This is a genomic window from Bacillus sp. V26, assembly GCF_034296245.1.
In the GTDB taxonomy this organism is placed as follows: domain Bacteria; phylum Bacillota; class Bacilli; order Bacillales; family Bacillaceae; genus Bacillus; species Bacillus halotolerans.
This window is the reverse complement of sequence record NZ_JAXKQF010000002.1, coordinates 603,720-628,193: the sequence shown is the minus strand read 5'-3', so window position 1 is coordinate 628,193 and position 24,474 is coordinate 603,720. Positions and strand designations below refer to the sequence as shown.

Genomic DNA, 24,474 nt, shown 5'->3' with positions numbered 1-24,474 from the left:
TGACTCATCTTGATATTATTCAACAAAAATAAACACAGGACAATTCTATCAATTTTGTCTAGTTATGTTAGTTTTTGTTGAGAATACCAGATTGCTCGTTTAATATAACGATATAAAGATTTTTCAGTATTTTCAAAAAGGGGGATTTATTGTGGGTTTAGGTAAGAAATTGTCCGTCGTTGTCGCTGCTTCGTTTATGAGTTTATCAATCGGCCTTCCGGGTGTTCAGGCTGCTGAGAATGACCAGCTTAAGGAGAATCAAACAAACTTTCTCCCTAAAAGCGCGATTGCACAAACAGAGCTCTCTGCTCCAAATGACAAAGCTGTCAAACAGTTTTTGAAAAAGAACAGCAAAGTGTTTAAAGGCGATCCCGCCAAAAGACTGAAACTTGTGGAAAGCACAACTGACGCTCTTGGGTACAAGCACTTTCGATATGTGCCTGTCATTAACGGAGTGCCTATTAAAGATTCGCAAGTGATCGTTCACGTCGATAAATCTGACAATGTCTATGCGATCAATGGAGAATTGCACAATCAGTCTGCTTCAAAAACAGAAAACAGCCAAAAGGTATCCTCTGACAAAGCACTGGCACTCGCTTTTAAAGCCATTGGCAAATCACCTGACGCCGTTTCTAACGGAAGCGCAAAAAACAGCGATAAAGCAGAGTTAAAAGCGGTAGAAACAGAGGACGGCGGCTATCGCCTGGCTTACGATGTCACGATTCGCTATGTCGAACCTGAACCTGCTAACTGGGAAGTCTTAGTGGATGCCGAATCAGGCACCATTTTAAAACAGCAAAATAAAGTTGAACATGCAGCCGCAACAGGATCAGGGACAACACTAAAAGGCGCAACAGTTCCTCTGAATATTTCTTATGAAAGCGGCAAATATGTTTTAAGAGATCTGTCAAAACCAACCGGCACTCAAATTATCACGTATGATTTACAAAACAGACAAAGCCGCCTTCCGGGAACACTTGTCTCAAGCACAACAAATAAATTCACAACTTCATCACAGCGCGCAGCTGTAGATGCCCACTATAACCTGGGTAAAGTGTACGATTATTTTTACTCGACATTTAAACGAAACAGCTATGACAACAAAGGCAGTAAAATCGTTTCTTCTGTTCACTACGGCAGCCGTTATAATAACGCCGCTTGGACAGGGGATCAAATGATTTACGGTGATGGAGACGGCTCCTTCTTCTCCCCGCTTTCCGGCTCATTGGATGTGACTGCGCATGAAATGACACACGGTGTCACTCAAGAAACAGCCAACCTTGTCTATGAAAATCAGCCTGGGGCATTAAACGAGTCGTTCTCTGATGTGTTCGGTTATTTCACTGATACAGAAGACTGGGATATCGGTGAAGACATTACGGTCAGCCAGCCGGCTCTCCGCAGCTTATCCAATCCGACAAAATATGACCAGCCTGACAATTACGCCAACTATCAAAACCTTCCGAATACAGATGAAGGCGATTACGGCGGTGTACACATAAACAGCGGAATTCCAAACAAAGCCGCTTACAATACTATTACAAGCCTAGGCATATCTAAATCACAGCAGATTTATTACCGTGCGTTAACAACGTACCTTACGCCTTATTCCACTTTCAAAGATGCGAAGGCCGCCCTCATTCAGTCTGCCCGTGACCTTTATGGCTCAACTGATGCCGCAAAAGTTGAAGCAGCCTGGAAAGCCGTCGGTTTGTAATGTCTAAATGAAAAGCCTGAGATATCTCAGGCTTTTTCTTGATTTTCAAGTTTGTTTAAAAATCAGCAGCTGTTTCATGATAGCCGTCATATGACCACCTTGCCTCTGAACAAATCGCAGACAGTGTAAATACAAACTCGGTCATTATCCGCCAAATCAGCCGATTGTTAAAAAAATCGGGCTTCATTGATGTCAAAAGAGATTGTTGAAGAAGGTGAGCTTTTCCACACTCATGAAAACTCTCATCCCGACTGCTGGACCGGAACAAATATACTTCAGGTTCTAGAGCTAGGCACAAGCCGCTTATGTTCATCGCGAGGCGACTCCGCTTCTCATAATGTACGGTGATCAGAATGACGTTGTTCTGTATAAGCAAAGCGCTGATTTATACAGAGCACTTACAAAAGCAGGTCATGGTGAATTATGTATAAAGTAAAAGGTGCCGGACATATCGGTTTACCCAAGACCAAACACTTCGTATTGTAAAAACATTCTTTCATTCTCATTTAAACAGCCAAAAATTGAATAGAAGAATCTTACTCTTCCAGCCTCAAATACATTGACAAAAATTTTTATTTATGCTATAATTTACTATTAATATTTTTGTGTGTATAATAAGGTTCTCCTGGCCAGGGGAATCTTATTTTTGTTTATCAGGAGGACATGATATGAGGGAAAATGAGTCCAGTTTAACAGCTTTGATATCAGCATTTAGCCGAGCCTATCACAGTCAATATGATACACCTGAAATTTTTGACGATTATCTCGCCAAAGACCTTATTTCTGAAAAAGAGTTTTCTGATATTAGTCAAAATATGATACAAGGCATACAGTTTTTCAATAAAGATATTGCCCAAAAGCTTCAAGATGACCCAGAGGAGATACTAAAGTGGATTACACAAGTCCAGCTTTCCCCTACGCCCTTAGCTCGAGCAGCATATTGTGAGAAAGTATTGCGCAACGAAGTGGTGCTGGGAGCAAAACAGTATGTCATTCTTGGCGCCGGATTAGATACATTCTGCTTCCGGCATCCAGAGCTGGAAGACAGCTTAGACATATTTGAAATTGATTACCCGGCTACACAGCAATTGAAAAAGAAAAGACTGGATGATGCAAGGCTTACTATTCCAGCGAATCTTCATTTGGTTCCTATGGACTTTACCAAAACGTTTTCATATCAGCCTCTCTTAGATGAAGGCTTTGATAACGAAAAAACGTTCTTCAGCCTTTTAGGAGTTTCTTATTATTTGACGAAAGAAGAGAATAAAAGCCTGCTTAACCAATTATTTGCCCATGTCCCCTCCGGAAGCTCTATCGTTTTTGATTACGCAGACGAAACGCTCTTTGAAACAAAAGGAAAGTCTAATAGAGTTGAACATATGGTGAAAATGGCTTCAGCAAGCGGTGAGCCGATGAAATCGTGTTTTACTTATCTTGAAATCGAAAAAGCATTAGATTCAGCTGGTTTACTCATCTATGAACATGTAACACCAGCCGAAATCAATGACCTTTTCTTCAAGAAACGAACGGATTATTTGTCAGCGTTTGAAACCATTCATTATATACATGCCGTAAAAAAATAACCCCCCTGGTTTTTCACCAGGCTCGCCTCTCAATCGATCGTTAAAGATTGGGAGGTTTTTTGCGCATGAAAATAAGCTGCCGTCATGTATACGGCAGCTTAAACTAAAGGCTTTACCATGATTATGTACAGCTTGTCAGCCTCATCTTTCTCCGTCTTGAGCTGTTCAAAGCCGCATTGGCTCAAAAACAGGATCCATTCATTCCGGTCAATCGGAACCGCTGTAAATAGTGCTCTATGTTTGTCTTGAAGCGATTGGCCGATCTGTTCAATGATCTTCCTGGCATGTCCCTTTCTTTCTTCAGCAGGATCAACCAGCACTGTTCCCAGCCATGGCTTTCCGTTGGAAGGAGCCCATTCAAGATGATAACTGACGGCAACAGGCAGACCGTTTTTTTCCCAAACAAGCCATGATCCGTTATACATCGAGTAGGAGATCATATAGCTTTCTGCATCTTTCTCCCCAAACTCCTCCTCTTTCCATACAGGATGAACCTCCGCGAGCATCTCCAACAAGCAGAGGTCGTCCTGCTCAAATGGCCTACTTTCCAGCATGAAGATACTCTTCAAATATTGTTTTATGTATAGATGGGTTTCCGGCCAGCACACAGTGATTTTCTAAAAAGGTGAACGGTTCTCCTTCAGTCGTTGTATAAATGCCCCCTACTTCGTTTAACAGCACACAGCCGGCTGCGTAATCCCAAGGAGCAAGCCGCATCGTAATGTAAGCGTCAATTCTTCCCGCAGCGACGTTTGCCAGTTCTAGAGCGGCAGATCCATAGGAACGTGTTCCTCTCACCCTTTTCACAAGCGGTGCCAGCACACCCGGATCAATTCTTCTGTTTTCCGTCACCCATGTCGCATTAATGGCTAGAATCGCTTCTTCAATAACGGTTTCCTTTAAAGGAGACAGCTTCGTATCATTCATATAAGCACCTTTACCGCTAAACGCGTGATACAGTTCATCATGCACCACATCGTAAATTAAACCGATTTTGCCAATTCCATTTTCAAAAATACCGATTGAGATTGCAAAATTTCTTTGCTGGTGCACAAAATTCATCGTGCCGTCAATCGGATCGATAATCCAGACGACACCTTCCAATGAGTGAAGTTTGTCTCCTTGTCCTTCTTCTCCGAGTATGCGATGCCCCGGAAAGGTTTCTTGGATGCGGTCAATAAAAAACTTTTCCGTTTCCTTGTCAATATTGGTGACTAAATCATTCGGATTTGATTTTGTTTCAATTGTCAGGCTTTCGTGCATCGACCGTTTAATTCTTGCGCCTGCTTCTTTTATCCATTTCTTTGCAGTCTCATCAATTTCCGTCCAATTTGTCATTCATGCGTACCTCTTTTCTATGTAGACCTTTATTTTATAGGATACTGATAACGGCGGTGAAAAAGCAAGGAAAATGAAAAATATGCCTTCTCACGTAAAAACGAACCATTCACGCGGTTCGTTTTCACTATAGCTTTTTACCCGTTGAGGCGAATCCATTCTTTTCTGAGACGTTCAAGTTTATTTTTGCTTAGCTCAATTTGTTCGTCATTTTCCTTTTGCATTGCCTCATAAAGGGTTGCCAATTCATAATCAACCTCTAGTCTCCAGACAGCTACACGGTTGTTTTTCTCTTCCCTAAATCCCTCTTTCACAACTTGCCTCATTGTCTTTCGCCCCTTCCAGAGATCATTTGTTTTAAAAAAGCATCCCATTTTGCCATTCAACAATGATACTTCTTATATCCTATGATTCTTCTATTTACCTGTAACATGATTCTGAAAATTGTGTGTTTACCTATTCGTTTATTACCACATTCCCCCTCTCTTCAAACGCGTGCTCATCTTTTTGCTGCGCGTTCTAACTGTGATAAAATATGTATACTTAGCATGAAGGAGGAAAATCATGACACAAATGCGTTTTACTGAAGAAGACTTTAACACATTTACAATAGACGGCTTAGACGCGCGCATGGAGGTGTTAAAAGAGCGGGTTCGTCCGAAGCTGACTGCTTTAGGCGAGCACTTTGCCCCGACATTATCCGCTTTAACCGGAGATGAAATGTTTCCCCATGTGGCCAAGCATGCAAGGAGATCAGTCAACCCTCCTGCAGACAGCTGGGTGGCATTCGCAAACAGCAAAAGAGGCTATAAAAAACTGCCGCATTTTCAAATCGGCTTGTGGGAGAGCCATGTTTTTGTTTGGTTCGCGATCATTTATGAGTCCCCTATAAAAGAAGAATACGGCAAATTGCTTGAAGCGAATCAAGACAGCGTTACAAATCACATTCCAGACAGCTTTGTTTGGTCTGCGGATCACACAAAACCAGGGGTCCATAAGCAGTCAGAAATGGGCAAGGAACAGCTCAAGACAATGTTCGAACGGTTGCAGACAATAAAGAAAGCCGAGCTGTTATGCGGCATTCAGCTTCAAAAAGAAGAGGTGCTGAATATGAATAACCAAGAATTCCTTCAGCGAATCGATGATGCCTTCCAGCACCTTGCATTTCTGTACCGCTTAACCCAAAAAGTATCACAAGCATAAAAAAAGAGCCGGGACCTCATCCGGCTCTTTTCCTTTTACATCTTAATCTTTGCCTGGTCAGATTCCTTCGCCTGCTTGACCGTACGATAAGGAGAGTATGTACTTTGTTCCTCAAACTCGCCGCACAGCTTTTTTTCTTCAGCTTTTCCCGGCACAATTTCTTTGAATCGCCGATACGTCTTTAGCAGCTCTTCACGGTCGGCTCCCTTTTCATAAGCCAGCTCAACCTGCTGGAAAAATGCAATCACATCCACTGCTTCTTCGGTTGTCCAATCTTCATTCATCGGATATTGGTATTCCATTTTCTTCACTCCTTATAGATTCGCTTTCCTTTTACAAAAAGCATCTTCATTTGATCATAAATTGTTCTTTACATTCTTTCAAGTTCATAATATAATTCATTTGTTTTACGTCTAAAAAACGGTTGAGAAACTGATTTTAATACACACTAATATGCATAGGTATTACTACAAAGGTGGGAAAACAATTGTCGCAACATGAAACACCCTTATACACAGGCCTGAAAAAGCACGCAAGCAGACAGCCTGTTCAATTCCACATTCCCGGCCATAAAAAAGGGGCAGGAATGGATCCAGAGTTCAGACAATTTATCGGTGAAAACGCGTTAAGTATAGATTTGATTAATATTGAACCATTAGATGACCTGCATGCGCCTAAAGGCATTATTAAAGAAGCGCAGGATTTGGCGGCCGAAGCTTTCGGCGCGGATCACACCTTTTTTTCTGTTCAGGGAACAAGCGGTGCAATCATGACAATGGTGATGGCTGTCTGCGGACCTGGAGATAAAATCATCATTCCAAGAAATGTGCACAAATCCATTATGTCAGCTATTGTATTTTCCGGAGCTGTCCCAATCTTTATTCATCCTGAAATTGACAATGAACTGGGCATCTCTCACGGCATTACACTTGAATCCGCTAAACGTGCGCTGAATGAACATCCTGATGCCAAAGGGCTTCTTGTGATCAACCCGACATATTTCGGAGTAGCTGCTGATTTAAAAAGCATCGTAGAACTAGCCCATTCCTTTGATGTGCCGGTTCTGGTCGATGAAGCACACGGCGTTCATATTCATTTTCACGACCAATTTCCGCTTTCAGCGATGCAGGCAGGTGCAGACATGGCTGCCACAAGTGTGCATAAGCTAGGCGGATCACTGACACAAAGCTCTATTCTAAACATGAAAGAAGGCCTTGTTTCTAAAGACAGAGTGCAATCGATACTCAGCATGCTGACAACCACGTCTACTTCTTATTTGCTTCTAGCCTCTTTGGACGTCGCCAGAAAACGGCTTGCGACAGAAGGCTATCAGCTTGCTGAAGAAACGTTGAAGCTTGCTAATCAGACGAGAGAACGTCTGAACCAAATTGACGGCATTTACTGTGTCGGTTCTGAAATTCTCGGTTCTAAAGCGGCTTACAATTATGATCCGACAAAATTAATTATTTCAGTTAAAAACCTCGGGCTCACAGGACATGATGTCGAGAAGTGGCTGCGGGAATCCTTTAATATCGAAGTAGAGCTTTCAGATCTGTACAACATTTTGTGTATCTTCACACCTGGTGACAGCCAGAACGATGCAGATCGCCTTGTGGAAGCTTTAAAAGAGATAGCGCGTCAAATGTCAGCAAATGATGTTACGCATAAACAGACAAAGGTACTGCTTCCAGAAATCCCATTACTGGCGATGACACCGCGTGACGCTTTCTATGCAAATACAGAAGTTGTTCCATTAAAAGAAGCAGCAGGACGGATTATCGCTGAATTTGTGATGGTGTATCCTCCTGGAATTCCTATCTTTATCCCCGGCGAGATTATTACAGAAGAAAATATCAGCTACATCTTCAAAAACATTGATGCCGGGCTTCCGGTTCAAGGACCGGAGGATTCTACTTTGAGCATGATTCGAGTCATAAAAGAGCAAAAAGCTATTCAATAAATACAAAAAGCATGCGGCTTAGCCGCATGCTTTTTCTTACTCTTCATCAAGAGGACACTGACATTGTCCGCAGCATGTTCCGTATAACGTTGTAACCTTCTCATCCTCGAAGTAATGAATGGCTTCGTTACAATCTTGGCAAACAATCGTACCCATCTCTCATTCCCCATTTCTTTTAATTTTGAAAACGCTTAATTTCTTTTGTTGGTATTATATTAATATGTCACATTTAAAATGTCAACAACAAACTGTATAACACATTTATTTCAAAAACTTTTAATGTTACATGTTTTTTATTTTCGGTTACCTGAATTATCATCTTCTTAACATACGCTTTCATTCGATACTTATGCTGAAAAGACATTGTGATTTCATGTTTTCGCGAACTTTTTTTGAATAGTGTAACGAAATTGCAAATGATTCGCGATGAATAATGTGTGGCGTTCAGAGTATTGGGTTTAAAGAGATGTTATCTCTCTTTAAAAACGTTTTCAATTATATAACAATTAGGTAACAAGAAGCAGATGACGCGGTTACTCGTGATAAACTAAAACTAGTTTACTATGGTTTATACAGAGGAGAAGATAGATGCGATATCGCGCGGTATTTCCCATACTGATGATAGTATTTGCTTTATCGGGCTGCACCCTTTCCACAATCAATCCAATAAAAAAAAGCCGAATTGACAGCATTCACCATACTCAAATCCTATTTTTTTCTGATGAAAATCAAATTGATCAAGAGGCGTCATATTATGATGCTCTGCTTGATTTAGAAAAGGATTATCCGGATCAAATAGATAAAATGAAGGTATACGATAACAGAAAAGGCTGGGAAGATGAAATCGAAACCGTCCCTACTCTCATGGTAGTTGATCAGCGGCATGTCGTTGTGAAAATAGAGGGATGTGTGAAAAAGAAAGAAGACATCATTAAACCATTACAGCATGTACTGTCTAAATAAATAAAACAGCCCTCGCTTACAGCGGGGCTGTTTTTTATGTCATCTGTATTATTTTACGATGTGAATCGGGCTTCCGATTGCCACTTCAGCAGCTTCCATTGTGATTTCACCCAATGTTGGATGCGCATGAATTGTCATAGCGATATCTTCAGCAGTCATGCCGCCTTCGATAGCTAAACTTAATTCAGAAATCATGTCAGAAGCGCTTGCGCCGGCGATTTGCGCACCGATTACAAGGCCATCCTCTTTACGAGTGATCAGCTTCATGAAGCCGTCAGTTTCGTTAAGAGAAAGCGCGCGGCCGTTTGCTGCAAATGGGAATTTAGCAGCAACAATGTCAAGGCCTTCTTCTTTCGCTTGTGCTTCAGTGTAACCGACTGATGCAAGCTCAGGCTCAGAGAAGACAACCGCAGGAATACCAAGGTAATCGATTTCTGCAGGCTCTCCAGCGATCGCTTCTGCAGCAATCTTACCTTCGTAAGATGCTTTGTGAGCAAGCGGCGGTCCTTCAATGATATCACCGATTGCATAGATGTTAGGTACGTTCGTGCGGCACTGTTTGTCAGTTTTGATAACACCGCGGTCAGTCATTTCAATACCGACTTGCTCAAGACCAAGTTCATCAGTATTTGGACGGCGTCCGACAGTAATCAGTACGTAATCAGCATCAACGGTTTTTTCTTCACCTTTTACTTCGAAAGTGACTGTTACGCCGTCAGCTTTTTCTTCAACGCCTTTAGCCATCGCGTTTGTATGGATTTCAACGTTGCCTTTTTTCTTCAGTCTGCGAGTTACAAGGGAACTCATTTGTTTTTCGAAGCCTGGAAGAATTTCATCTCCGCCTTCAAGAATAACAAGCTCAGTGCCGAAGTTTGCATACGCAGTTCCAAGCTCAGTTCCGATGTATCCGCCGCCGATAACAACAAGCTTTTTAGGAATTTCTTTAAGAGCCAAAGCGCCTGTTGAATTTAGGACACGCTCAGTATATTTGAAGTTTGGCAATTCGATAGGACGAGAACCAGTCGCAATGATTGCGTTTTTGAACGTGTATGTTTGAGCAGAATTCTCATCCATTACACGAACTGAATTGCTGTCTACAAAGTAAGCTTCGCCTTTTACTACATCTACTTTGTTGCCTTTAAGAAGACCTGCTACACCGCCAGTAAGCTTGTTAACAACAGAAGTTTTCCACTCTTGAACTTTTGTAAAATCAACTGTTACGTTCTCAGCAGTGATTCCCATGTCATCAGAATGCTTAGCATTCTCATAACGGTGGCCAGCATTGATCAGCGCTTTTGAAGGGATACATCCAACGTTCAGACAAACGCCTCCAAGAGTTGCTTTTTCAACGACTGTTACTTTTTGTCCAAGCTGTGCAGCGCGGATGGCAGCTACATAGCCGCCAGGTCCCGCACCAATTACAAGAGTATCTGTTTCAATAGGGAAATCTCCTACTACCATAACATTACGCCTCCATTAAAATTAATTGTGGATCGTTCAGTAAACGCTTGATGTGATTTAGTGCATTTTGCGCAGTCGCTCCGTCGATCATACGGTGGTCGAAGCTGAGAGAAAGAGCTAAGACTGGAGCTGCTACGATTTCGCCATCACGAACAATCGCTTTTTCTGCAATGCGTCCGATACCAAGAATCGCAACTTCTGGATGGTTGATAACCGGAGTGAACCATTGTCCGCCGGCTGAACCGATGTTTGTAATTGTGCAAGATGCGCCTTTCATTTCAGCCGGAGCAAGCTTGCCTTCACGAGCTTTTGTTGCAAGGCTGTTGATCTCATCAGAAATTTCAAAGATCGCTTTACGGTCTGCATTTTTTACAACTGGCACAAGCAAGCCTTTTTCAGTGTCAGCAGCAATACCGATGTTGAAGTAATGTTTTTGGATTACTTCATCTGTTTTATCGTCAATTGACGTGTTTAAAACAGGGAATTTTTTCAGTGCAGATGTAAGAGCTTTTACAACGTAAGGCAAGTATGTCAGCTTGATGCCTTGATCAGCAGCAACCTGTTTGAACTGTTTACGATGTGCAACAAGGTTTGTTACGTCCACTTCGTCCATTAGTGTTACGTGAGGAGCAGTATGTTTAGAGTTAACCATCGCTTTTGCAATTGCTTTACGGATACCGCTCATTTTTTCGCGAGTTTCTGGGAATTCACCCTCTGGAGCCGGTGCAGCAGCCGGTTTAGCAGCTGTTTCTTGAGGTGCAGCCGTTTCTTGCGGCGCAGCTTCTTGCGCTCCTCCGTTTACAAAGCTGTCGATATCTTCTTTCACAACACGTCCGTTGTTGCCTGAACCTGTTACTTTACGGATATCTACGCCTTTTTCACGAGCGTATTTACGTACAGAAGGCATAGCGATCACGCGTTTGTTCGGGTCAACTTCAGCTTGATCCTGCTGTCCTGCGCCAGTTTCTTTAGCAGGCTCTTCAGCACGCTCTTCTTTCGCAACATCTTGTCCAGCTTCACCAGTAGACTGAACTTGTGCTTCAGTTTTTGCGTCGCCAGACTCATCGCTGCCTTTAAATTGAAGGTCTTCGTAACCAGGTGCATCAAACGTAATGATCGTTTGTCCAACAGTTGCAACCGTTCCCTCTTCAACTTTTAATTCTAATACTTTTCCTTTAACAGGTGAAGGAATTTCTACTACTGCTTTATCATTTTGGACTTCCGCCAGTACATCATCTTCGTCAACCTCATCGTTAGGCTTGACAAACCATTTTACGATTTCGCCTTCGTGGATACCTTCCCCGATATCTGGAAGTTTAAATTCAAATGCCACAGTTCTCGACCTCCTAGTTTGATTAAGCAATTTTAAAGTTTACAACGTAAGCATTGAAAACAGATATATAATAGAGGGAAAACGTTCATCTTCCCTCTCGATTATGCAGTTTGATTAAAATTCAAGTACTTTTCTTGCTGTTTCAAGAACATCTTTATGGTTTGGAAGCCATACGCTCTCCGCTTGAGAGAAAGGAAATACTGTATCAGGCGCAGCCACGCGAAGTACAGGTGCTTCCAAGCTCAAGATCGCACGGTCATTAATTTCTGCTACTACGTTTGCAGCAATACCGGCTTGTTTTTGTGCCTCTTGAACAACAATCGCGCGTCCTGTTTTTTCTACAGATGCGATGATTGTATCAATGTCAAGCGGGCTTACAGTGCGAAGGTCGACAACTTCAGCAGAAATGCCGTCTTTTTCAAGCTCCTCGGCAGCTTTTAATGATTCATGAACCATTGCGCCGTAAGTGATGATTGAAAGGTCAGTACCTTCACGTTTTACGTCAGCTTTGCCAAGCTCAATTGTGTATTCTTCTTCAGGAACTTCCTGACGGAAAGAACGGTAAAGCTTCATGTGCTCTAAGAAAACAACAGGATCGTTGTCTCTGATCGCAGAAATCAAAAGTCCTTTGGCATCGTAAGGAGTTGATGGAATAACAACTTTGATACCAGGCTGTTGTGCAACAAGACCTTCTAAGCTGTCAGCGTGAAGCTCAGGAGTATGAACACCGCCGCCGAACGGAGAACGAATGGTTACAGGTGAAGTCCAGCGTCCGCCAGAACGGTAACGCATACGAGCCATTTGGCCAGAAACTGAATCCATTACTTCGTAAACAAATCCGAAGAATTGGATTTCCATTACCGGACGGAAGCCGTTTAAGCCTAAACCAAGGGCAAGACCGCCGATACCAGATTCAGCAAGTGGCGTGTCAAACACACGGTCTTCACCGAATTCTTTTTGCAATCCTTCTGTCGCACGGAATACGCCGCCGTTAACACCAACGTCTTCTCCGAAAACTAAGACATTTTCGTCATTTTTCAGTTCTGTGCGTAACGCATCCGTGATTGCTTGAATCATTGTCATTTGCGCCATGGCTTACTTCGACTCCTTCTGTGTATAAATTTCAAATTGCTCCTCAAGGTTATGAGGCATTTTTTCGAACATGATTTTCATTAAATCAGTTACTTTTTGCTTAGGCTCAGCATCCGCTTTTTTGATCGCCTGCTTAATTTCTTCTTTTGCATCCTCGATTACTTTTGTTTCTTCTTCTTCAGACCATAGGCCTTTGTTTTCAAGGAACGCACGGAAGCGTACAAGCGGATCTTTTTGCTCCCACTCGTTTTCGATTTCTTTTGTGCGATATTTAGTCGGATCGTCACCAGCCATCGTGTGCGGGCCATAACGGAAGGTCAGTGTTTCAATCAGTGTCGGGCCTTCACCGTTAATCGCCCGTTCGCGTGCTTCAGCAGTTGCAGCGTATACAGCAAGCGGATCCATTCCGTCTACTTGTACACCCACAATACCGGCAGCTACTGCTTTTTGTGCAATTGTGCCTGCTGCAGATTGTTTTTCAACTGGAGTTGAAATCGCGTAACGGTTGTTTTGTACAACGAAGATCGCAGGTGCTTTATAAGCGCCGGCAAAGTTAATTCCTTCGTAGAAGTCCCCTTGTGAAGCTCCGCCGTCACCAGTGTAAGTGATTGCGACAGCTTTCTTACCGCGTTTTTTAAGACCTAGCGCAACACCGGCCGTTTGAATGTATTGAGCACCGATAATGATTTGTGGAGAAAGGGCATTCACATCATCAGGCATTTGGTTTCCTCGGAAATGTCCGCGAGAGAACAGGAACGCTTGATATAATGGAAGGCCGTGCCAGATTAACTGAGGCACATCACGGTATCCCGGAAGAACGAAGTCTTCTTTTTCAAGCGCGAAATGTGTAGCAATCTGAGAAGCTTCTTGGCCCGCAGTAGGAGCGTAGAATCCGAGACGTCCTTGACGGTTTAATGAGATAGAGCGCTGATCAAGCACACGCGTAAATACCATGCGGCGCATAAGCTCTTTCAGTTGATCATCAGTTAAATCAGGCATCGCCGCTTCATTCACGACTTCTCCCTTTTCATTTAAAATTTGGAACGTTTCGAACTGCTTTTTAATGGCATCAAATTGCTTCTTACTATCAACGATTACTTTTTTCGTTTTTGCAGCCATACTAAAGTCACCTCTTCCTTTCTTTTAAACAGTCATTAGACGTGCATTCCTTTTATACATACAAACTTAGGGTACCCTAAAGTATCAGCAGTAAGTCGTATATATTTTAGCCGATCCCCAGTTTGCCGAAACCATTTATGTAGGATAGTTACACTCTGCTTTGAACTGTATTATTTCGAAGTTGTAAAAAACTAATACAACACCGCTTAACATGGATTAGTTTACACCATATAAAGAAGAACCGTCAATCGTTTTCATCGCTGATTTTCAATAAATGTATTCGCTTTACATTTTCTATAAAAAAACAGATGCAGCCTGTACCTCAAACTGTACTAGTATAACCTATCGCACTGTACTACAATAGAAATTTAAATTTTGAATAGAATTTAAAAAAAGAGCTGATCATAGTCAGCTCTTTTTTATATGATAGCCTGCGGCGTCATATAAATCTTCGCGGGCTTTATTATATTTCTCCGTTTGCACATCAAATTCTCCGCTTTGTTTAAGGACTTTTTTATAAGATGCATTCGCTTTTTCAATCTGCTGATCAAGCTTATCCAGCGTCAAGTCTTTGTCTTTCAGCAGCTTATACAGTTTTTTATCAAGTTTAATGGCTTTTTCATATTCTTCAAACATAGAGCTGTATGCAGCATATCTTTTTTTCATATGATCTGCCGCAGTCTCGGCTTTTGCCTTGATGTGTTTATCCTTAATATTTTCTGCGGATTTTTTGGCTTCCTCAAATTCTGATTCGGATTTTTCGATGCTCTCATTTTCAAGCTTTAGATGTTCTTCGCGTTTATTTACATTCTCTAGCGCTTCGTCTGATAATGAAACGATTTTTTTATAATCATCCATATTGAGCTTGATGACATCATTGTAGAGAGCATGTTCTTTCTTCTCTAATTCTTCGAGCGTTTTCTGTTCTTCTTGAAACGGTTTTTCTAGATCAGCGACTTTTTCTAATGAGTCATGAAGTGAATCCAGCGGGTCCTGTCCCACACATCCGGTTAATAGTAAAGCCACAGCGCAAAAGGCTCCGATTTTCACACCGTAGCGCCGTTTTATTCTGTCTTTCACGTTAAATCCCCCAATCTTGACAATTTCTACTATAGAATCCATAGAGATATTTGACAATAGCCAGGTGGTTATCGCATGGCTTTCTGAGTAAAAAATAAGATCTAATCGTGAAAAATCAGGACAGATGACCATACAACTTTTTTGTTTTTACATAGGTTATTGTAGACGCTATGCCTACTACAAGGCTCTGGCGTAATTAAAAGAGGAGGTTATGTTCATGTACGGTTATGGATATGGTTACGGCGGAGGCTGCTGCAGTTATGGTTACGGATATGGCGGAGCAGGATATGGCCGCACATTTGCGTTAATCGTTGTTTTATTCATTCTGTTAATCATTGTTGGAGCTGCTTATTTAGGCGGAGGCTGTTGCTAATTACACAGTAAAACACTGACCAGCCTTTACGGCTGGTCATTCGTTTCGTTGCACCTTTACGAAGAAATCCGATATAATTTACATATTAAGCTTTAGGAGTGAAGTTTCTTGATTACTATGGAAAACATCGTGCGCGACGGCCACCCTGCCTTAAGAGAGACAGCAGAGCCTGTCGGGCTGCCTGCCACAGAAGAAGAAAAACAGCAGCTGGCAGATATGATTGAATTCGTAAAAAACAGCCAAAATCCGGAATTAGCTGAAAAATACAATCTGCGCCCCGGCGTAGGACTTGCGGCACCTCAAATTAATATTAATAAACGGATGATCGCAGTCCATGCAGAAGATGCTTCCGGGAAGTTATACAGCTATGCATTGTTTAACCCGAAGATCGTCAGCCATTCCGTTGAAAGAAGCTATTTAACAAGCGGTGAAGGCTGCCTGTCAGTTGATGAGGCAATTCCCGGCTATGTTCCGCGCTACGCTCGTATCAGAGTGAAAGGAACAACACTGGAGGGAGAACAAATAGACATTCGTTTAAAAGGATTTCCGGCGATTGTATTTCAGCATGAAATCGACCATTTAAATGGCGTTATGTTTTATGATCATATCGATAAAGAAAATCCATTTAAAGAACCTGAAAACGCGATGGCGATTGACCGCTAAAAGAAAATATGCGGCTGACACTATAAGTGCCAGCCGCCTTTTTATTTTAGCAGGCCTAATTCTTTGACAGCATAAGCAATTCCATCCTCATCTACAGGCTTTGTTACAAAATCCGCAACTTCTTTTAATTCAGGAACGGCATTTCCCATGGCAACGCCTGTTCCGACAAACTGAATCATTTGCAGATCATTTAATCCGTCACCGAAGGCATATGTATCGCTGATATCAAACGGAAGGCGCTCGATTACTTTTTTAATCCCCTCTGCCTTTGATCCGCCGCGCGGCAGCACATCAGTCGAAAGCTCATGCCAGCGCACAAGATCGAATTCTGGAAAAGCCCCATAAACTTTTTCTTCTTCATCCTGGCAAAACAACAGAAGCTGAAAAATTTCTTTTCCTTCATAGAAAAGGTCATCGGTTTCAGGATAGTCGGTTTTCAGGCTGCCGATTCCCTCCAAGACATGAGGATGGTCAGCAACAGTCGCTTTCATTGTATCTTCAGCCATAAATACAACCGGGTGGCTCCCTTCTCCCGCCTGCTTTAACAATCTTCTGATTGCCTCTTCAGGCAGCGGATTCTTATAAATCACTTCATTTTCAAAGACGACATACTGACCGTTATAGGAAATAAATGAGTGAATGCCTAACTCCTCTAAAATCGGCTTCACCAGAAACGGGGACCGCCCGCTGGCGATAAACACATGGTGCCCCTGCCTCTGAAGCTCCGCTACCGTTTTTCTTGTGCTTTCCGGTATCTTTTTGTCGTGATCATATATCGTGCCGTCAATATCGAAAAAAATTAATTTTGAGTCCATCGTTATTCCCCTTTATCGTCTAAATCTGCAATTCCCACACTCATCATACAAAAAGATTTCAGTTCAGCAAACCATTTCCCTCAAAAACAAAATAAAATTCCATTAATATCCACGAAAAGTCCGTGCTAAACTCCGCATACTATTTGTATAAAACAGCCTTGGACAAGTATCAATCGAAGGAGGGACCGCGTTATGCTTCGGAAATTAAAAAAGAAACTCAGAAGACAATGGAACGGAATGCTCCGAAGGAAAGCCATTGCCTGATAAGGGATCTGTCCCTTTTTGAAAGGTCCTTATTTTGCTCAAGACTTTCCTTATATTCCGTTTTCGAATATAATAGAATAAGCGAGTCTAACATACGGCATTTAAGGAGAGATTTGGATGATTTATAAGGTATTTTATCAAAAAAAAGCTGAGGAAGTACCTGTTCGGGAAAAAACAGATTCACTTTATATTGAAGGCGTATCAGAGCGTGACGTCAGAACGAAACTGAAAGACAAGAAATTTAATATTGAATTTATCACACCTGTTGACGGTGCTTTTTTAGAATATGAGCAACAGAGTGAAAATTTTAAAGTATTGGAGTTATGAGCGGTATGAAATTTGTAAAAAACGATCAGACTGCTGTTTTCGCCCTCGGAGGACTGGGTGAAATCGGTAAAAATACGTATGCGGTGCAGTTTCAGGATGAAATTGTGCTGATTGACGCGGGGATCAAGTTTCCCGAGGACGAACTGCTCGGTATTGATTACGTCATTCCCGATTACACGTATTTAGTCAAAAACGAAGATAAAATTAAAGGGCTTTTTATCACTCACGGGCACGAAGACCATATCGGCGGCATCCCGTACCTGCTTAGACAAGTCAATATTCCCGTTTACGGCGGTAAACTCGCGATCGGCTTACTTCGGAATAAACTTGAAGAGCACGGATTATTAAGACAGACTAAGCTTAACATCATCGGTGAGGATGATATCGTAAAATTTCGCAAAACGGCTGTGTCATTCTTTAGAACAACACACAGTATTCCGGATTCCTACGGTATTGTTGTAAAAACGCCGCCCGGAAACATCGTACATACTGGAGATTTCAAATTCGACTTTACTCCAGTCGGCGAGCCGGCAAACTTAACGAAAATGGCAGAAATCGGCAAAGAAGGCGTTCTGTGCCTCCTTTCAGACAGCACAAACAGTGAAAACCCGGAGTTCACTATGTCTGAACGCCGTGTCGGAGAAAGCATTCATGACATTTTCCGCAAGGTGGACGGCCGAGTTATCTTCGCTACATTTGCGTCGAATATTCACCGCTTGCAGCAGGTAATTGAGGCTGCTGTATTAAATGGAAGAAAAGTTGCCGTATTTGGACGCAGTATGGAATCGGCTATCGAAATCGGACAAACTCTCGGCTATATTAACTGTCCTAAAAATACGTTTATTGAACATAACGAAATCAATCGCATTCCTGCCAATAAAGTAACGATCCTATGTACAGGAAGCCAAGGGGAACCGATGGCGGCTTTATCCAGAATTGCAAACGGCACACACCGGCAGATTTCAATCAATCCTGGAGATACAGTCGTATTTTCTTCATCCCCTATCCCGGGCAACACAATCAGCGTGAGCCGCACAATTAACCAGCTGTATCGCGCGGGGGCCGAGGTTATTCACGGACCTCTTAATGATATCCATACATCCGGTCACGGCGGACAGGAAGAACAAAAGCTGATGCTTCGTTTAATCAAGCCTAAATTCTTCATGCCGATTCACGGTGAGTACAGAATGCAAAAGATGCATGTCAAGCTTGCGACAGATTGCGGCATCCCTGAAGAAAACTGCTTTATCATGGATAACGGTGAAGTATTGGCGCTTAAAGGCGATGAAGCTTCAGTTGCCGGTAAAATCCCATCCGGTTCAGTATACATCGACGGTAGCGGTATCGGTGATATTGGAAATATCGTGCTTCGCGACCGCAGAATTCTTTCTGAAGAAGGTCTTGTGATCGTCGTTGTCAGCATAGATATGGATGACTTTAAGATTTCAGCGGGCCCTGACTTGATTTCCAGAGGGTTTGTTTACATGAGAGAATCAGGTGATTTGATCAATGACGCCCAGGAGCTCATTTCAAACCACTTGCAAAAAGTCATGGAACGAAAAACCACTCAATGGTCAGAAATCAAAAATGAGATCACGGACACGCTTGCTCCGTTCTTATATGAAAAAACGAAACGCCGCCCAATGATCCTTCCGATCATTATGGAGGTTTAAAAAAAGATGCACTCACTTAGGAGTGCATCTTTTTTATTGCAGTGCTATATGCTGAAATGACTTTACATCAAACAACCCTGTTGTCGTCATTTTGATGTCAGGAATGACAGGCAAAGCCAAAAATGAAAGCGTCAAAAATGGGTTAAACCGGTCTTTGAAACCGATGAATGAGAGCTTTTCATGAAGCGTCATTAAGCTTTGATTCACTAATTCTGCAGATTGGTCGGATAATAACCCCGCAATCGGCAGAGGAACCGAGTGAAGTTCTTCCCCATCTTTTATAACTGTTAATCCGCCGCCAATTTCCTGCAGCTTATTAACTGCGGCTGCGATATCGGTGTCATTTGTCCCCACGGCAATGATATTATGCGAATCGTGTGAAATCGTTGTTGCAATCGCCCCGCTTTTCAAACCAAATCCTTTCACAATACCAAGTCCCGTTTCTTTTAATCCCTTATGCCGTTCCACGACTGCAATCTTTAACAAGTCAAGATCGATATCAGGCTGAAAAATGGGTGCTTCCGGAGCCGGAACACTCACCAGGCGTGTTTCAAGCTGATTTGGTATGATTTGAATGACATTCATCTGCTGCTGGGGATCAATTGGCATATGAAAATCCTGTTCGGAAAGAGGAGCAGCAAGGTTAACGGAATGAAGCAGCGCCGGGTCTGGTGTTAGCGTATGAGCATGCGCCTGACAGACTGCTTTATTATCTTCAGCAACAGTTTGTCCTTTTACCAACGTCTTTGTGACAGTGACATTTTCCACATCTGAAATAAAGAGCAAATCGGCGTCAAATCCCGGAGCAATCGCTCCCTTTGTATCTAGTCCGTAGCATTCCGCTGCATTCAGGCTTCCCAATTGGTATGCCAAAAACGGATCAAGACCTGCTTGAATAGCCATTTTCACCTGATGATTCACACTTCCCTCTGACAATAAATCATCTACGTGTTTATCATCAGTACAGAAAAAGAAACGGCGCGCATTCTTTTCATTAACAGCCGGCAGCACTTTCATTGTATTTTTGGCGACTGACCCTTCTCGCATCATGACGTACATTCCTCTTCTGATACGATCCAGCGCTTCTTCCTTCGTCGTTACCTCATGATCGGTCAAGACAAAAGCGGTTCTGTAAATATTGATGAGATCAGTTGACAAGCCTGCTAAATGTCCGTCAATCCGTTTCCTCGCGCTCCGGGCATCAAACAGCTTATTAACCATGTCTTCTTCACCCTGCTCAACCGATACATAATCCATCACTTCAGCCAGACCCAATACCTCTTTCTCTTCGTAAAATGGCTTCAAATCGGCCGCCCGAAGTACCGCACCGGATCGCTCAAAGCTGGTGGCAGGCACACTGGAGGGAAGCATAAAATGGATATTCAGCGGTGTTTGACGAGCCTGTTCAATCATAAATTTGATCCCTTCCTGACCGGACACGTTCGCTATTTCATGCGGATCGGTAATGATGGTCGTCACGCCATTCGGCAATACGGCTTTTGCAAACTCGATCGGTGTCACCATTGATGACTCAATATGTACATGACCATCGATAAATCCCGGCACAATGACTTGCCCCTCTGCATCAATGGTTTCTTCACCTTCATACTGGCCGAGGCCTACAATAACTCCGTCTGTTATCGCAATATCTTCATAAATCCACTCATGATTATATACGTCCATGATTTTCCCGTTCTTAATGACGATGTCAGCTTTTTGTCTGCGGGCTGAAGCATTCAGCCTTTTGACCAGCGCTTCTTTATTCAAATGGCCCCCTCCTCTTTTTTATTTATATGGTACAATATGCTATCGGAACGCTTATCCGTAGTCAATAAAATTTTAGTAAATTGGCGCTCAGTTCATTAAAGTTGTTATATTCTGATAATATTAAAAAACCGCCCCTAGGGACGGCTTATATTTCTTCTATTTCGTATGAAGAACTCTTTTCTCAAAACGTGAAATATCCGTAACCGATCCAATGACGATGAGAATATCTTCTTGATGTATCACTTCAGTCGCAAGCGGTGACACGATGACTTCCTTGCCCCTTTTAATCGCTACAATATTAATCCCGTATTTCGCCCGTATATCTAAATCGAGAAGAGTATTTCCGGCAAGACGGCTGTTGGCCACGATCTCGACAAGACTATGCTCTTCTGACAGCTCCAAATAATCAAGTACATTGTTGGAAACGATATTATGCGCAATTCTTTTTGCCATATCACGTTCCGGGTGGACAATGTGATCCGCGCCGATTTTGGACAGCACTTTTTCATGGTAATCGTTCTGAGCCTTAACTGTAATCGTATTCACACCCAGTTCTTTGAGAATCAGAGTTGTTAATATACTCGCCTGAATATTTTCACCGATCGCAACAATGACGTGGTCAAAATTCCTCAAACCTAAATTTTTCAGAACAGATTCATCGGTCGAGTCTCCGATGACGGCATGTGATGCAATCTTGGCATACTCGTTGACTTTATCTTCATCAATATCCATCGCCATGACCTCGACGCCCTCTTCGCTCAATGCTTTGCATATACTTCCACCAAAACGGCCGAGTCCAATTACGGCAAATTCTTTTTTCATAGTGGTGCTCCTTTACCTAACATCATATTGATCAAATTTTAACATATTCTTTTGAGGCAGTGTTAATTTCATCAACCTTGTGGCAGCGAATTCATATGCTGCTTAAGCCGTTCAGTAAAGCCAGGGGTCAAATAAAGCTCCGCCCCCCGTTCAATCTCGATTTGATAATGCTGAGGAGGTGCTGTTTCTGCTTCTTTTCGGAGGACGAGAAAGGTTAAACAATCGGTATAGAGCTTTCCCCCTGCTTCAACGTCTACAAATGCCGGCCGATAGGTAAGAGATTCAACCCCTTCCCTTTTATACAAATAGGCGATAGCTGAAAAAGGAAGACGATATAACACCCCTTCTGTCGTGCCTCCGTCTTCAGTGATATCCGCTCTTGAGCCGTCTGGTCTTTTTAACGTAAAGCGGGTTGTATACCCTTTTAATACAGCTCCTCCCACTGGATCTTGAAAATAATGATCAACCCCTGCTTTTTGAAAACGGGCATTGTCCATACAAGATCCGTAGGCAAAATAGTACACGGGATCTTTAGATTTGCTGATCATCTGATGTTCTTTCCAGTCACCGCTGCCTATTTTCACAAGGTCAGCATTATCATCTTTTTTCATATAATATACAAGTGCTTCCTTGATTCCAGCATCAGTTTCGACATGTACAGATTTCTTGTAGTAGCTTTGATAAAAAAGATCAAGCTTATGTATACACGATTCATCTGCTTCATATATCTCACCGCAAATATAGCCATCAGCCCCAAACACGGCCGCGGGTTCCTCGGCTGCCGTATTAAAAAGACTTCCCTTTGTCCGCGCCTGCTCACTGATACAAGCCGACTGTGATAACAAATGATGATTTTTTTCATGCTTCCTTAAGGTCCCATATACAAACAGAAGCGAGTTCATCTTGTTTTTCCCCTCTCAGCTGTCAGATTTCAAAGGCAAAACAACTTGAAAGATGCTGCCTTTTCCAGCTTCACTTTCAATCTTCAATTCCCCGTTATGTTCCTTTAATATTCTCAAACAAATGGCGAGCCCCAGCCCTGTGCCTTTCTCCTTTGTTGAATAAAAAGGTTTTCCGATTTGCTCAAGCTTTTCCTGTGACATGCCGTTCCCTTCATCTTTTACGCTTATTACGGCGTGTGAAGCTGTTTTAGCAGTGGAAATCGTTACGACACCGCCTTTTGGCATTGCTTCAATTCCATTTTTAATAATATTGATAAAAACCTGCTTCAGCTGGTTTTCGTCCCCTTTAATCATACAGGCTTCCGTCTCACCAAAATTCTTTTCAATAGCAATATTGGACAATATGGCATTCGTATCAAGCAATGTCGTGACTTGTTTCAAAATTTCATTGATTGGGTGCGTTTTAAATGTAATTTCCTGCGGCTTCGCCAGCAGCAGCAGCTCGCCGAGCACCAGATCAATTCTTTTAATCTCTGAAAAGATGATATCAAAATAATCTTTTCTATCCGGATATGATGTTTTCATAATTTGAAGGAATCCGCTGACGGACGTTAAAGGATTTCTGACTTCATGTGCAATGCCGGCAGCCAGTTCACTCGTGATTGACAGTTTCTGCGACTCCCTCGCAAGCCGTTCATTAATTTCCAGAAGCTCATCTTCAGCCTCTTTCCGCTCAGTGATGTCTGACATTGTACCCAGGCTTCCGGTAAATTGCTCATCTCGGTCATAGTAAAGTTTATAGTGGACCTCGCCCCAAAAAATCGTCCCGTTCTTTGTCACATATTTTGCCGTAAACATCCCCGAGGACGCTTTGTTTTTGATTTGAGTATTAATGTGATCAGCTACATGCTTTTCTTTTATGAAGTAATCATTATACATTGTTCCCATACATTCACTGATCGAAAAACCTGTGATAGCTGCCCACGCTTGATTTAAGTATGTAATTTCGCCTTTTGCATTGGTTTGAAAAACGATCTCCTGTAAATTATCCATGATGCGGTTCTTCTCATCAGAAAGCTGTTTATACTTCCATTCATTATCTTTCATTTTCTTGACCAGCTGTTTTTTCTCATCGACATAATACGCCAGCATCCAGACACTGAAAATCGTTACTGCTGTATACACAATGTCAACAGGCCAATTAATCGGGTTTTTGCCTATAAAATAAAATAAATAATCCCAAAACATAATAAAAATCATCGCCAAAATAATGGAAATGATACGTGCTTGATATTTTCTCATATGACCACCTGCCGCTTGTGTTTCTCTGTTTATTGTACCATTCTTCGACAAATAATTGAGTAAAATATGTAAAGTATCCCAAATCATTCATTACCTTTTGTTCATGATGTCATATCTTAGGCGGCGGTAATCAGAAATCGGCACGCAAAAAAAGGCGGAGATTACACCATTCCGCCTTTTTCAACATATATTATTCTTTTAAAGCGGCTTGAATTTCTTCGAGAAGCAGCTGTGCGCCTTCAGGGCTTAACGTAATTTTACCGTTGCCGTATTCTTTATTTTCTGAAGTGATTTCCCCAGTCATTAAACAAATGCCATGAGGTTTGTACTTTTTCAAAATAATTTTATCGCCCTCGACAAAAAACTCAATGCTGTCTTTAATAGCAATATCCAGTGCCCGTCTTAACTCTATCGGCATAACAATACGGCCTAATTCATCTACTTTTCTTACAACACCTATTGATTTCATAAAAACCCTTCTTCCTTAAATGTTTCTTTTTTCATGTAATATTCAAGGTTGTACCTCAATATATCGTAGACGTACGAAACTTAGAAAAAGTTTCCCGCTTTCTTGAAGAATCGCAAGATATTTTTTCCATAAAACCGAAAAATGTATTACTTCTGTTACACCCTTCCGCAGTTTTTTACAAAAACATTTCTTTCCCGACGCACACCCCCAAAAATCGCTTCTTTTCTTAGAAACTTTAAATGTAGAAT

Annotated in this window: 25 protein-coding genes and 1 pseudogene; 10 read left to right on the top strand and 16 right to left on the bottom strand. The window is 42.1% G+C overall.

The window, feature by feature from the left end; translation table 11 throughout:
- Positions 1-151: 151 nt before the first annotated feature.
- The 3 genes and pseudogenes from UJ203_RS10645 (at position 152) to UJ203_RS10640 (ending at position 3,300) form a co-directional block, all read left to right on the top strand.
- Positions 152-1,717 carry a M4 family metallopeptidase gene (locus tag UJ203_RS10645; protein WP_105992124.1) on the top strand — a complete coding sequence of 522 codons (1,566 nt, stop codon included), beginning with the start codon at positions 152-154 and terminating at the stop codon, positions 1,715-1,717.
- 92 nt (positions 1,718-1,809) lie between these two features.
- Positions 1,810-2,008 (top strand): annotated as a pseudogene (locus UJ203_RS20900) (transcriptional regulator); the annotation flags it as partial.
- 377 nt (positions 2,009-2,385) lie between these two features.
- On the top strand, positions 2,386-3,300 hold the full coding sequence (locus UJ203_RS10640; RefSeq protein WP_322010554.1) for a class I SAM-dependent methyltransferase: 915 nt from the start codon (positions 2,386-2,388) through the stop codon (positions 3,298-3,300).
- Between the two features lie 98 nt (positions 3,301-3,398).
- Here UJ203_RS10640 and UJ203_RS10635 read toward each other — a convergent pair whose 3' ends face one another.
- The 3 genes from UJ203_RS10635 to UJ203_RS10625 all read right to left on the bottom strand — a co-directional run bounded on the left by UJ203_RS10635 (position 3,399) and on the right by UJ203_RS10625 (position 4,964).
- Positions 3,399-3,815, bottom strand: a complete 417-nt coding sequence (locus UJ203_RS10635; RefSeq protein ID WP_322010552.1) for a GNAT family N-acetyltransferase — start codon at positions 3,813-3,815, stop codon at positions 3,399-3,401.
- A gap of 25 nt (positions 3,816-3,840) precedes the next feature.
- The gene (suhB, locus tag UJ203_RS10630; RefSeq protein ID WP_322010550.1) at positions 3,841-4,638 is read right to left on the bottom strand and encodes an inositol-1-monophosphatase; all 798 of its coding nucleotides are present in this window, start codon (positions 4,636-4,638) and stop codon (positions 3,841-3,843) included.
- Between the two features lie 137 nt (positions 4,639-4,775).
- Positions 4,776-4,964: a hypothetical protein gene (locus tag UJ203_RS10625; RefSeq protein ID WP_010334110.1), complete on the bottom strand. Its 189-nt coding sequence runs from the start codon at positions 4,962-4,964 to the stop codon at positions 4,776-4,778.
- Positions 4,965-5,202: 238 nt separating this feature from the next.
- Here UJ203_RS10625 and UJ203_RS10620 point away from each other — a divergent pair, with 238 nt between their 5' ends.
- On the top strand, positions 5,203-5,841 hold the full coding sequence (locus tag UJ203_RS10620) for a DUF1054 domain-containing protein (RefSeq protein ID WP_322010546.1): 639 nt from the start codon (positions 5,203-5,205) through the stop codon (positions 5,839-5,841).
- Positions 5,842-5,876: 35 nt separating this feature from the next.
- On the opposite strand, the gene UJ203_RS10615 is transcribed toward UJ203_RS10620, so the two are convergent.
- Positions 5,877-6,143 (bottom strand): UPF0223 family protein, encoded by a 267-nt coding sequence (locus UJ203_RS10615; protein ID WP_024121266.1) that lies wholly within the window; start codon positions 6,141-6,143, stop codon positions 5,877-5,879.
- 185 nt (positions 6,144-6,328) lie between these two features.
- Here UJ203_RS10615 and speA point away from each other — a divergent pair, with 185 nt between their 5' ends.
- Positions 6,329-7,801 (top strand): arginine decarboxylase, encoded by a 1,473-nt coding sequence (gene speA / locus UJ203_RS10610; protein ID WP_322010542.1) that lies wholly within the window; start codon positions 6,329-6,331, stop codon positions 7,799-7,801.
- Positions 7,802-7,837: 36 nt separating this feature from the next.
- Here the strand turns inward: speA and UJ203_RS10605 are convergent, their stop codons facing one another.
- Entirely contained in the window at positions 7,838-7,957 is a 120-nt protein-coding gene (locus UJ203_RS10605) for a GapA-binding peptide SR1P (RefSeq protein WP_010334106.1), read from the bottom strand.
- A 432-nt stretch (positions 7,958-8,389) separates the two neighbouring features.
- On the opposite strand from UJ203_RS10605, the gene slp reads away from it, so the two are divergent.
- Positions 8,390-8,764, top strand: a complete 375-nt coding sequence (gene slp / locus UJ203_RS10600; RefSeq protein ID WP_024121264.1) for a peptidoglycan-associated lipoprotein Slp — start codon at positions 8,390-8,392, stop codon at positions 8,762-8,764.
- A gap of 48 nt (positions 8,765-8,812) precedes the next feature.
- Here slp and lpdA read toward each other — a convergent pair whose 3' ends face one another.
- The 5 genes from lpdA to UJ203_RS10575 all read right to left on the bottom strand — a co-directional run bounded on the left by lpdA (position 8,813) and on the right by UJ203_RS10575 (position 14,849).
- Entirely contained in the window at positions 8,813-10,225 is a 1,413-nt protein-coding gene (lpdA, locus tag UJ203_RS10595; RefSeq protein ID WP_044156025.1) for a dihydrolipoyl dehydrogenase, read from the bottom strand.
- Positions 10,226-10,229: 4 nt separating this feature from the next.
- On the bottom strand, positions 10,230-11,558 hold the full coding sequence (pdhC, locus tag UJ203_RS10590; RefSeq protein ID WP_024121262.1) for a pyruvate dehydrogenase complex dihydrolipoyllysine-residue acetyltransferase: 1,329 nt from the start codon (positions 11,556-11,558) through the stop codon (positions 10,230-10,232).
- A 114-nt stretch (positions 11,559-11,672) separates the two neighbouring features.
- The gene (pdhB, locus tag UJ203_RS10585) at positions 11,673-12,650 is read right to left on the bottom strand and encodes a pyruvate dehydrogenase complex E1 component subunit beta (RefSeq protein ID WP_014113660.1); all 978 of its coding nucleotides are present in this window, start codon (positions 12,648-12,650) and stop codon (positions 11,673-11,675) included.
- 3 nt (positions 12,651-12,653) lie between these two features.
- The gene (pdhA, locus tag UJ203_RS10580) at positions 12,654-13,769 is read right to left on the bottom strand and encodes a pyruvate dehydrogenase (acetyl-transferring) E1 component subunit alpha (protein WP_024121261.1); all 1,116 of its coding nucleotides are present in this window, start codon (positions 13,767-13,769) and stop codon (positions 12,654-12,656) included.
- A 408-nt stretch (positions 13,770-14,177) separates the two neighbouring features.
- Entirely contained in the window at positions 14,178-14,849 is a 672-nt protein-coding gene (locus tag UJ203_RS10575) for a YkyA family protein (protein WP_322010535.1), read from the bottom strand.
- Between the two features lie 217 nt (positions 14,850-15,066).
- Here UJ203_RS10575 and UJ203_RS10570 point away from each other — a divergent pair, with 217 nt between their 5' ends.
- Complete coding sequence (locus tag UJ203_RS10570) at positions 15,067-15,222, top strand: YjcZ family sporulation protein (RefSeq protein WP_024121259.1); 156 nt, start codon at positions 15,067-15,069, stop codon at positions 15,220-15,222.
- 108 nt (positions 15,223-15,330) lie between these two features.
- Entirely contained in the window at positions 15,331-15,885 is a 555-nt protein-coding gene (gene def / locus UJ203_RS10565; protein WP_044156028.1) for a peptide deformylase, read from the top strand.
- Positions 15,886-15,926: 41 nt separating this feature from the next.
- Here def and UJ203_RS10560 read toward each other — a convergent pair whose 3' ends face one another.
- On the bottom strand, positions 15,927-16,700 hold the full coding sequence (locus UJ203_RS10560) for a Cof-type HAD-IIB family hydrolase (RefSeq protein WP_059292845.1): 774 nt from the start codon (positions 16,698-16,700) through the stop codon (positions 15,927-15,929).
- Positions 16,701-17,081: 381 nt separating this feature from the next.
- On the opposite strand from UJ203_RS10560, the gene rnpZA reads away from it, so the two are divergent.
- Positions 17,082-17,291, top strand: a complete 210-nt coding sequence (rnpZA, locus tag UJ203_RS10555) for an RNA polymerase subunit omega 1 (protein ID WP_010334097.1) — start codon at positions 17,082-17,084, stop codon at positions 17,289-17,291.
- A 5-nt stretch (positions 17,292-17,296) separates the two neighbouring features.
- Complete coding sequence (gene rnjA, locus UJ203_RS10550; RefSeq protein WP_010334096.1) at positions 17,297-18,964, top strand: ribonuclease J1; 1,668 nt, start codon at positions 17,297-17,299, stop codon at positions 18,962-18,964.
- Between the two features lie 33 nt (positions 18,965-18,997).
- Here the strand turns inward: rnjA and ade are convergent, their stop codons facing one another.
- The 5 genes from ade to abhA form a co-directional block, all read right to left on the bottom strand.
- On the bottom strand, positions 18,998-20,731 hold the full coding sequence (gene ade / locus UJ203_RS10545) for an adenine deaminase (RefSeq protein ID WP_322010531.1): 1,734 nt from the start codon (positions 20,729-20,731) through the stop codon (positions 18,998-19,000).
- Positions 20,732-20,887: 156 nt separating this feature from the next.
- Positions 20,888-21,553 (bottom strand): Ktr system potassium transporter KtrC, encoded by a 666-nt coding sequence (ktrC, locus tag UJ203_RS10540; RefSeq protein WP_010334094.1) that lies wholly within the window; start codon positions 21,551-21,553, stop codon positions 20,888-20,890.
- Between the two features lie 71 nt (positions 21,554-21,624).
- Positions 21,625-22,455 (bottom strand): gamma-glutamylcyclotransferase, encoded by an 831-nt coding sequence (locus tag UJ203_RS10535; protein WP_322010529.1) that lies wholly within the window; start codon positions 22,453-22,455, stop codon positions 21,625-21,627.
- A 15-nt stretch (positions 22,456-22,470) separates the two neighbouring features.
- Positions 22,471-23,757: a two-component sensor histidine kinase KinC gene (gene kinC / locus UJ203_RS10530; RefSeq protein WP_024121254.1), complete on the bottom strand. Its 1,287-nt coding sequence runs from the start codon at positions 23,755-23,757 to the stop codon at positions 22,471-22,473.
- 190 nt (positions 23,758-23,947) lie between these two features.
- The gene (abhA, locus tag UJ203_RS10525; RefSeq protein ID WP_024121253.1) at positions 23,948-24,226 is read right to left on the bottom strand and encodes a transcriptional regulator AbhA; all 279 of its coding nucleotides are present in this window, start codon (positions 24,224-24,226) and stop codon (positions 23,948-23,950) included.
- Positions 24,227-24,474: the final 248 nt, after the last annotated feature.